10 protein-coding genes and 2 tRNA genes are annotated in these 9,270 nt (G+C 39.4%); 3 read left to right on the forward strand and 9 right to left on the reverse strand.

The genetic code is table 11. The features are described from left to right. The first annotated feature begins 124 nt into the window (after positions 1-124). Together HYI04_RS11190 and HYI04_RS11195 are read left to right on the forward strand one after the other, a co-directional pair. A tRNA-Cys gene (locus HYI04_RS11190) sits at positions 125-198 on the forward strand. Positions 199-208: 10 nt separating this feature from the next. Further along, positions 209-294, forward strand: a tRNA-Leu gene (locus tag HYI04_RS11195). A gap of 138 nt (positions 295-432) precedes the next feature. Here HYI04_RS11195 and HYI04_RS11200 read toward each other — a convergent pair. The 6 genes from HYI04_RS11200 to HYI04_RS11225 form a co-directional block, all read right to left on the reverse strand. Then, positions 433-1,338 (reverse strand): YafY family protein, encoded by a 906-nt coding sequence (locus tag HYI04_RS11200; RefSeq protein ID WP_058952090.1) that lies wholly within the window; start codon positions 1,336-1,338, stop codon positions 433-435. Between the two features lie 146 nt (positions 1,339-1,484). After that, entirely contained in the window at positions 1,485-1,715 is a 231-nt protein-coding gene (locus HYI04_RS11205; RefSeq protein WP_371746419.1) for a hypothetical protein, read from the reverse strand. A gap of 202 nt (positions 1,716-1,917) precedes the next feature. Beyond that, the gene (locus HYI04_RS11210) at positions 1,918-2,910 is read right to left on the reverse strand and encodes an NAD(P)H-quinone oxidoreductase (protein ID WP_058952091.1); all 993 of its coding nucleotides are present in this window, start codon (positions 2,908-2,910) and stop codon (positions 1,918-1,920) included. Between the two features lie 220 nt (positions 2,911-3,130). After that, positions 3,131-3,391 (reverse strand): DUF2798 domain-containing protein, encoded by a 261-nt coding sequence (locus tag HYI04_RS11215; protein WP_004694355.1) that lies wholly within the window; start codon positions 3,389-3,391, stop codon positions 3,131-3,133. Between the two features lie 22 nt (positions 3,392-3,413). Then, the gene (locus tag HYI04_RS11220; RefSeq protein WP_010326274.1) at positions 3,414-3,722 is read right to left on the reverse strand and encodes a DUF3861 domain-containing protein; all 309 of its coding nucleotides are present in this window, start codon (positions 3,720-3,722) and stop codon (positions 3,414-3,416) included. Between the two features lie 9 nt (positions 3,723-3,731). Then, positions 3,732-4,253, reverse strand: a complete 522-nt coding sequence (locus tag HYI04_RS11225) for a PadR family transcriptional regulator (RefSeq protein WP_010326273.1) — start codon at positions 4,251-4,253, stop codon at positions 3,732-3,734. A gap of 239 nt (positions 4,254-4,492) precedes the next feature. On the opposite strand from HYI04_RS11225, the gene HYI04_RS11230 reads away from it, so the two are divergent. After that, positions 4,493-5,656: a sterol desaturase family protein gene (locus HYI04_RS11230; RefSeq protein ID WP_010326272.1), complete on the forward strand. Its 1,164-nt coding sequence runs from the start codon at positions 4,493-4,495 to the stop codon at positions 5,654-5,656. A 119-nt stretch (positions 5,657-5,775) separates the two neighbouring features. On the opposite strand, the gene HYI04_RS11235 is transcribed toward HYI04_RS11230, so the two are convergent. From HYI04_RS11235 to cysD, 3 genes are all read right to left on the reverse strand, one after another. Then, positions 5,776-6,048 (reverse strand): hypothetical protein, encoded by a 273-nt coding sequence (locus tag HYI04_RS11235; protein WP_010326271.1) that lies wholly within the window; start codon positions 6,046-6,048, stop codon positions 5,776-5,778. Between the two features lie 142 nt (positions 6,049-6,190). Beyond that, complete coding sequence (cysN, locus tag HYI04_RS11240; RefSeq protein ID WP_058952092.1) at positions 6,191-7,807, reverse strand: sulfate adenylyltransferase subunit CysN; 1,617 nt, start codon at positions 7,805-7,807, stop codon at positions 6,191-6,193. 140 nt (positions 7,808-7,947) lie between these two features. After that, positions 7,948-8,862, reverse strand: coding sequence for a sulfate adenylyltransferase subunit CysD (gene cysD / locus HYI04_RS11245; protein WP_004694369.1), 915 nt, complete (start codon positions 8,860-8,862; stop codon positions 7,948-7,950). Positions 8,863-9,270 lie beyond the last annotated feature (408 nt).

A 9,270-nucleotide genomic window follows, 5' to 3' on the forward strand; every position in this document is an offset into this window, starting at 1 on the left:
AATTTTGCACATAATACATGATAATTTTAAATATTTTTCGCTATATGCTGTTTTTATGCGCATACGAATGAAAGCGCTATTGTTTTTTTTTCAGAGCTTGCTAATATACGCATCAACAAGACGCGGCGGGGTGGCAGAGTGGTCATGCAGCGGACTGCAACTCCGTGGACGCCGGTTCGATTCCGACCTCCGCCTCCATCTTGTTAAAGCCCGAGTGGTGAAATCGGTAGACACAGGGGATTTAAAATCCCCCGCCCACAAAGCGTGCCAGTTCGAGTCTGGCCTCGGGCACCATTCTTATACTTCTAAGTATGGTGCATATAAAGAACCCAGCGTTAAGCTGGTTTTTTTATGCCTACAGAAAAAGCATAATGCAATGCACAAAAAAAGAGAGCACATTGACTCTCTTAAAAATAATATCTCATTCGTTTATCACGATAAGGGTGGTAATAAGTAATGTTGCAGATCTTGTTCTAATTTTTCTTGAAAATGAGCTGGCTCAATAATTTTAATGTATGGAATCCAATAACGTACCAAAGGTAAAAGTTGCATTTCATGGCAAATTTGACAATCAATTAATAAACCACCCGATGCATCTTCTAGTACAATTTGTTGCTCTGGCAATAACAGACGTTGCTTAAAATATAAAGCAACTTCAGGTCGCACCGATATTTTGACCGTTTGCTTATGCTTTGCAAACCAAATCCCCTCACTAAGCTCTAATTGGGTCAAAACTTCTAAATGGTGCTCGAAAAGCTCCGACTCATGTACAACCACTTGATCTATTTTACTTAAACGATAAGCACGTAATTCATCAACTACAGCTGCAGCCAAATACCAACTTCCCTGATGATGAATTAAACGATACGGGTCAACATGGCGCAAACGATCATTATAAATAAAACTGATTTTTTGACGCTTATGAATCGCGCCCGCAAAAACCTGAAAATGTTCAGCAAATTGCTGTGCATTTTCATAATAATAACCTTTGGCAGAGAACACTTGATTCGCACGCTCATCAAGCAGGCCACGTAGAAAAGACATATCTAGAGATGGATAGAGCTCACTGATCCCAGAAAGCTGCGCAAAGTTCTGAATGTCTTGTAGCTTAAAGCGCCCAAGATAAACAGGATCTAAAAAGTACTTCTTGGTATATTCATCTTGAAGTAAAGGTAAATACGTATTGAGACGATCAAAATCTCGCTCTATTGTCCGAGTACTCACCTGAAATTCATGTGCTAGTTCTGCAACCCCCAATTGATACCCAGTATTTAATTTAGTCAAAATATTTGCTAAACGCTCCGCAAGGCGTTCATGTGTTGAAGCTTTACGCTTCATATTGCCCTCGCTGCACAATCAATGTTGTGTCTTTATTTATAGTTAAATGCCTAAGCATTATATTCAATATAAATCACTGAATAATATTAAGTAAAAGACAAACAGTCAACTTTCAAGCTATGTCATGTTTTTATCAAAAAAAGCGCTCAATGTTTGTTAGATTTCCTCTTCTTTACAGCGGTTTTCTGATGCGCTAATCGCTCTATATAGCGTTCAAAATGAATTAAGGCTTTATACAACTTATGTAACTCATCAGGTAAAACACTATTATAGATAACCGCCTTATGCAAGCGCTTGAGCGCACGGAAACCATGTGCATGTGTATATGATGTCGATAAAATTTTCATGACAACCCTCTTTTCTGTTTTATTTTTCATTTAAAACCACGTAAATTTGTCAGGTTTAAATTTAGTTGCAAATTTACACCACAGTTTTGACAGGTTGTGTCGAACAGTTATCTTTTTTTAATCTTTGTTAAATTATTTTCTATTTTCAGTACATTATTTTTATTTTTTGGAAAAATTTTAGGCAAAAAAAAGCTGACACTAGGTCAGCTCTATTTTTTATACTATAGAAATATTACAAAATTTTTACCACAATTTTACCCACGTGCTCACCCGTATCCATGCACGCATGTGCTGCTTGAATCTGATCGAAATCAAAAGTTTGATAAATCATTGGCAAGCACTCACCTTTGGCCCATAGCGGTGCTACATGATTTTGTAAACCTTGTGCAATCTCAGCCTTCTCAGCCGTATTTCGTGCACGCATGGTCGAACCTGTGATGGTTAAGCGCTTCATCATAATTTGCCCCAACTTAACCTCTTTGGCTTTTGCCCCACCCAAAAAGGCAATATAAACCAAACGTCCATCGCGGCGAAGCAAGTTCAAATTCTTTTCCAAATACGGTGCACCCACCATATCTAAAATCAAATCAACACCAGCATTTTCCGTTCTCTCATTGATCTCGTGTTCAAAGTCTTGGGTTTTATAATTGATGGCATCTGTTAAATTTGCAATGGCTTGTACTTTTTCATCGCTGCCAACGGTTGCAAAGGTTTTAATGCCCAATGCTTTACATAGCATGAGTGCCGTGGTGCCAATACCACTGGTTCCGCCATGCACCAACACCACTTCCCCTGCTTTGGCTTTACCCATTTGGAACACATTTGCCCAAACCGTGAAAAAAGTTTCAGGAATAGCCGCCGCTTCCACAAAGCTTACATTTTCTGGAATATGTAAAGTTTGACTTTGTGGAACCACGCAATACTCTGCATAACCACCACCATTGGTCAAACCACAAACTTTATCGCCTAATTTAAACTGTGTAACTTCAGCTCCAATTGCAACGACCTCACCTGCAACCTCAAGTCCTGGCACTTGCGTTACCCCAGCCGGCATTGGATATAAACCCTGACGCTGTAAAATATCTGGACGGTTAATACCAAACGCATGAACCTTAACCAAGACCTCGTCTGCTTTTGCTTCAGGGATAGTCACTGTTTCATATGCCAGCTTATCCACACCACCCGGCTCTGTAATAATGACCTGTTGCATCGTTGTTTGTGACATGATTTATTCCTAACTCTTGCGATATTTTTCAAGTTTCATAGACCTATTTGATCATAGAAATAAATTGAAATGAAGAACACCGTACTTATGTATAGTGTGAAGACTATTTTGCTGCGTGATAGCGCTGATCATTGATAAAAAAAGCAAGCTGGGACCGCTCTCGACATCCCTCTCAAACATTACTTAGAACGATTCGGGCCAAATGAAAAGCACAGGTATGTCAGTTGCGTGGCTGATCAGGCAAAGATACAAACTGCATTAGAAATTTACGAACCAAAGGTAAAAATACCATAATCAGAGGAAATGCAATCAACCAAGATAAGCTCCAGCTTTTGAGCCAAAGATGGAAGAAATTATGCACTAGGCCTTTATTTAGCAGTAAGTTAAAACCAGAAATAGAACCACTCATCAGGCCGGAAAGCAATAAAGGCATTAACCAATTTAAATGTTTGATATGAATTTTGGGGAGCGTGTTGAACATAATCGACCTGAGTAAATAAAAATTAGCTTTGGCTTTGCGTTTTAACGGTTTGTTTTAAAGCTTTCATAAACTGCCCTAAATGTGGCATAAAGTCTTTAAAGAGTGGAAGGTTTTTATGCTCCAGTATCACCTCACTAAAAAGCTTTAAACCAACAGCAAATGATTTCGCTGCTTCATCATCCAGCATTTGACTGTTTTGAATCACCTGTAACACTTTAAAAATATCGTCGTGGTTATAGCTGTTAAAACTCAAAGTATCGGTATAGGTCGACGGGTTGCCTTGAGCATCTGCAATGTGTTTGAGGGTGACTTCATAAGCATGTTGTTTCATTCTGTTTTCCTAGAGACGTGCAATATTCACCGCTGCTTGATCAATTTGTTCTGCAATAACACGAATTTGTTCAGCGCTCAGCTCACTGTGTTGTATCTTGAGCTTTAAGGAAGCTTTGAGGTTTTCCATCGCACGTTTAATGTCAAGATATTGTTCATTATTTTGAATTTGTTTACGCGTATCAAAACGAGATAAGATCTTTTCCACACTTGCTTGCTCAACCTCAAGATGCTTCAAACCCAAGGCCGTTATACGGTATTGCTTGCGCTCAGCATCATCTAACGCGACCTGAACAAACTGCTGCTCTTCCAAATAATTCAAGGTTGGATAGATCGTTCCTGCACTTGGGCAATAGCCCCCTCCCACAATTTCACCCACTTCTTTAATAAGGTCATAGCCATATTTAGGCGCGAATGAAATGAGATGTAAGGCTAAAAGTTTCATCTGACCCGCTTCAAATAGGCGCTGTTTACGTAACACTGGTGCTGTCTCTAAATCAGCAAAGGGTTCAACTTTTTGTGCTTTAGACATAAAAAGATACATCTTTAAATTATTAAGATATATCTTAAATAATTTTTTAATGATTGCAACCTCAAGCCCTGAAATAGAACATCAAAATTTAAGATCGAATGGATAAACGTGAAGGATTACTTGATATTTTTAGATAAGATTGCTGAACAGTTGCAATACCGCTAAAATTTAACCTATGTTTTCACATTCCCCCTCAAGTGAACTCTGACAAAACTCCTAAAATTCAGAATTAAATTAAAATGACAGATCAACTCAGAAAAAAATTTGAAAACCTACAACTCAATGCTGGGCAAGGCAAGATCAGTGCATTTCTTTCTGTTTCCTTAGGCTTTTTGGGTATTTTTGCTGCTTTATGCTTTTTATTTCCCACTGTGCTCACCACACCAGAGCTACGCCCGCTATATAGCAAACACTATGATGTTTTCTACTATACCTTACTGTTTGGCATTGTAATCAGTGCTGGCTTTGGTACCTATAGTGCGATCATTAAACAGAATAAATATGGTTTTTATGGTTTGTGTATCACCATTTTAGCAGCTATTTTAGGCTGTGGACTGATCAAAGCACCGACATTGCCAGCCCTACCCTTTTATGCAGGTTTTGATTATTTCGTTATTACCTTAATCATCCTTGCTTTGGTTTTTATCCCACTTGAAGGATTCTTTGCAAAGAACACTGAACAGAAAATTCTGCGCGTTGGCTGGGTCACAGACATGAAATATTTCATGTTTAGCCATATTGGCATTCAGCTTTTTTCGTTTTTAACGGTCATGCCTATTCAGTATTGGATCACGCACATTCCCGACAACCCGATTGTGCCTTATGTGCAGGCACAGCCAATTTGGTTACAGTTTATTGAGCTATTGATCGTGGTGGACTTCACCACCTATTGGTTACACCGTGCGATGCATGAAGTGAATTTTTTATGGCGCTTTCATGCCATTCACCATTCAACGGAACAAATGGACTGGCTAGCCTCTTCACGCTTACACATCGTTGAAGTGTTAATGACCCGTTTTATCGCAACCTTACCAATTTTCTTGTTAGGTTTTCATACGTCTGCGGTCTTTGCTTATTTAGTCTTTATTTCTTTCCATGCCATTTTTATTCACTCCAACGTGCGTTTTCGCTTTCCCTATCTGCGCTGGCTGATCGCAACACCTGAGTTTCACCACTGGCATCATTCTTCCGAAAAGCCTGCGATTGATAAAAATTATGCAGCCTTTATTCCACTTTATGACGTGATTTTTAAATCGATTTATATGCCTAATCATTTGGCCAGTGTATATGGCACAGTCGGCTATAAAATTCCAAACAGTTTTGTGAAGCAGTTTACGTGGCCATTTAAACGTTATGTGAATAAACTGAAAAAGCGCTTAAATAAAGATAATGAGACTTCCTAACAAAACCAATCGATTAACAATCTCAATAATTAAAGCTTGTCTAATCCCTCACCAAAATCGAAAACCTGTATCTCCGCAGGTTTTCTTTCATTTTCCAAGCCTTGTAAATCGAACTTAAATTACGCTCGCCCTTTAAATTCTTTTACCATACGATCACTCACGTCCTCTGGATAACACAGTGGCGCAGCACCACCGACTCGATTGTAAGCACTACGTTTACCACACCGACTTCCATTTCTTGCAGTATTGTAAGTACAAGGACAATTTCCCGAATACGCTTGTATCGATTGTTGAATAATTTCCTTCTTAATCGCTTCATCACTTTGCGTGGGCTGTTTAGCATCAGCAGCAAAAGTTAAAGTTAAACCAATAAATAATAATATTTTTTTCATAATACCCCTCTACAAAAGAGGCATTCTATAGCACTGAATTTTTATTGAAATATCATATTATTTATTTGAATAATATTTATCCATCTAAAATAGAAATAAAAAACCCACCTTACGGTGGGTTCCTTCAAATCAGCTCAATCTCTTATAGACGAACCAATTCAACAATTTTATCAGCTAGCTCTTCAACCGCATCTTGAGTGAATGCGACATCTGTGCCGTCGACAAGGTCAGTCACCACAACCACACCTGTTTCACGTACTAGTGCAACCTGATCAGCAGTTAGACCCGCTTTCGCAATCGCAACTACACCTTGTTGAATCAACAAGTTTTCAAGTGCTTGTGCATTTTCTAGAGCTTTCGCAGAGACAGTTACCGCAGCAGGTTTTTGACCTAAACGTGCAGCACGGTCTTCCGCTGTGACAGGGTTGCTATGCGCAGACCATTCCACAGACTCTTCCACCATACCCGCACCAATCGTCACGTTGTTTAAACGGTCGATGAAGATAAACGAACCTGTATAACGACTGTCTTGGTAGCGATCAAATACGACAGGCGCATCAAACTCAACGGTGACATTAGCAATGGCATTCAGCTCAAGGCTATCGACTTGTACCTTTTCCAATGTATTGACATTGGTACGGTAGTTAATTGCAGTGACTTTTGCAGGAACAGTTTGCGTACCCACTTTTAAGTTATACAACTTACCAATCACCAGCGGTTGATCTGCCATCCAAACCACAGTGGCATTGACCGAACGTGAAATTTCTGGCGCAGCTTGATCCGCACGTACAAGCACGTTACCACGCGAAATATCAATTTCGTCATTCAGCGTCAACGTTACTGCTTGACCTGCAACGGCACGCTCTAAGTTCCCATCATAAGTAACGATTTCTTTAACCGTCGACGACTTGCCTGATGGTAAAGCCACGATTTTATCACCTACCGATACATCACCTAGCGCAACTGTACCGCAGAAACCACGGAAGTTGAGGTTTGGACGGTTCACATATTGCACAGGGAAACGAAAATCGTTGGTCACTGAACTGCGGTTAATTTCCACAGACTCAAGCGTACCCATTAACGTTTCGCCTGTATACCATGGCGTATTTGGTGATTTATTGACAACGTTATCACCATTCAATGCTGAAATAGGCGTAAAGATAATGTTGTTTGGCTTACGGTCACCCAATTGCGCCACAAAACCTGCATACTCCGTCTGAATTTCATTGAAGCGCGCTTCAGAAAATTCAACCAAGTCCATTTTGTTAATCGCAACAATAATGTTCTTAATGCCCAGTAAGCTTGCAATATACGTATGGCGACGCGTCTGAGTTTGTACACCATAGCGCGCATCAATCAAGATAATCGCAAGATCACAGGTTGACGCACCCGTTGCCATATTACGCGTATATTGCTCATGTCCCGGTGTGTCAGCAATGATGAACTTACGTTTTTCAGTTGAGAAATAACGATAAGCAACATCAATGGTAATACCCTGCTCACGTTCAGCTTGTAGACCATCTACAAGGAGTGCTAAGTCAGGTGCATCGCCTGTCGTACCGACTTTTTTAGAGTCACGAGTCACCGCTTGCAATTGATCTTCATAAATCAATTTTGAATCGTAAAGCAAACGACCAATTAAAGTTGACTTACCATCATCGACGTTCCCGCAAGTCAGAAAACGCAATAAGTCTTTATTTTCATGTTGTTTTAGATAGCCCAAGATATCTTGGCTAATCAGTTCTGATTGATGAGACATTGCTCAAAACTCCACATATTCTTTAGAAATCGGTTTTAATCTCTTTAATCCCTCTAAATCTCCCTTTGATAAAGGAGGACTTTCCTCCATTTATTTCGGGAGTTCCCCCCTCTTTTTTAAAGAGGGGCTAGAGGGAGATTTTAGAAATAACCTTCTTGCTTTTTCTTCTCCATCGAGCCCGCTTCATCATGGTCAATCATACGACCTTGACGTTCAGAGCTGGTTGCAAGCAACATTTCTTGGATAATTTCAGGTAAGGTATTTGCCGTTGACTCTACTGCACCCGTAAGTGGGTAACAACCAAGTGTACGGAAGCGTACCGATTTCATTTGTGGAACTTCGCCTTCTTTTAAAGGCATACGTTCATCATCAACCATAATCAGGGTGCCACTACGCTCAACCACAGGACGTTCTGCAGCTAAGTAAAGTGGAACCAATGGAATGCTTTCCAAGTAGATATATTGCCAAATATCAAGCTCAGTCCAGTTTGATAGTGGGAACACACGAATACTTTCACCTTTGTTCACTTTACCGTTGTAAAGATTCCAAAGTTCAGGACGTTGGTTTTTTGGGTCCCAACGGTGTTTCGAGTCACGGAATGAATAGACACGTTCTTTCGCACGTGATTTTTCTTCATCACGACGTGCACCACCAAATGCCGCATCAAAACCGTATTTATCAAGTGCTTGTTTTAAGCCTTGAGTTTTCATGATGTCGGTATATTTTGAGCTACCATGGTCAAATGGGTTAATGCCCGCATCTTTCCCTTCTTTGTTTTGATGTACGATCAAATCAAAACCATGGGTTTTTGCCATGTTGTCGCGGAAAGCAATCATGTCTTTAAATTTCCAACCCGTATCGACATGTAGAAGCGGAAATGGAAGCTTGGCAGGATAGAACGCTTTGAGCGCCAGATGCAGCATCACTGCTGAATCCTTACCAATAGAATAAAGCATTACTGGGTTTTCAAACTCAGCAGCTACTTCGCGGATAATATGAATACTCTCAGCTTCAAGCTGTTTAAGATGAGTAAGTCTTTCCTCATTTAATGACATTGACAGCACCAACTCACAAAAATCGTGTACTTATTACACTTTTAAAAATATATATTCATTATAAAGATTTAGTTATACACACTATTGCTTGTTTTATTATATTTATATGCAAAAACCTCATATAAAACAAAATTGATAAGCCCTATAAGTTTTATTCAATAATTAGATATCACTAAATAAACTCAAATATTACATCAACTTCATTCAAAGTATTCAGCCTATTTACCAATTCACTCTTCGATTTTCCTCTAATTTTCTGCTAGGTAATACATCTACAAATAGGCTTTGTTGCACAAACCTATCTCTAAAGGCTTATTCCACAATATAATTCTCAAATGAATAAGCCCACACCTAAAATCTATCGTACAACCAATTGGTCTTCTTATAACAGTGCATTAATAAATCGAG

Source organism: Acinetobacter sp. SwsAc2 (assembly GCF_013391465.1).
GTDB lineage: Bacteria > Pseudomonadota > Gammaproteobacteria > Pseudomonadales > Moraxellaceae > Acinetobacter > Acinetobacter johnsonii.

Excerpts from the sequence above, each read along its gene's own strand:
- HYI04_RS11200 (WP_058952090.1), bottom strand. The coding sequence starts at position 1,338 with ATGAAGCGTAAAGCTTCAACACATGAACGCCTTGCGGAGCGTTTAGCA.
- HYI04_RS11205 (WP_371746419.1), bottom strand. The coding sequence starts at position 1,715 with ATGAAAAATAAAACAGAAAAGAGGGTTGTCATGAAAATTTTATCGACA.
- HYI04_RS11210 (WP_058952091.1), bottom strand. The coding sequence starts at position 2,910 with ATGTCACAAACAACGATGCAACAGGTCATTATTACAGAGCCGGGTGGT.
- HYI04_RS11215 (WP_004694355.1), bottom strand. The coding sequence starts at position 3,391 with ATGTTCAACACGCTCCCCAAAATTCATATCAAACATTTAAATTGGTTA.
- HYI04_RS11220 (WP_010326274.1), bottom strand. The coding sequence starts at position 3,722 with ATGAAACAACATGCTTATGAAGTCACCCTCAAACACATTGCAGATGCT.
- HYI04_RS11225 (WP_010326273.1), bottom strand. The coding sequence starts at position 4,253 with ATGTCTAAAGCACAAAAAGTTGAACCCTTTGCTGATTTAGAGACAGCA.
- HYI04_RS11230 (WP_010326272.1), top strand. The coding sequence starts at position 4,493 with ATGACAGATCAACTCAGAAAAAAATTTGAAAACCTACAACTCAATGCT.
- HYI04_RS11235 (WP_010326271.1), bottom strand. The coding sequence starts at position 6,048 with ATGAAAAAAATATTATTATTTATTGGTTTAACTTTAACTTTTGCTGCT.
- cysN (WP_058952092.1), bottom strand. The coding sequence starts at position 7,807 with ATGTCTCATCAATCAGAACTGATTAGCCAAGATATCTTGGGCTATCTA.
- cysD (WP_004694369.1), bottom strand. The coding sequence starts at position 8,862 with ATGTCATTAAATGAGGAAAGACTTACTCATCTTAAACAGCTTGAAGCT.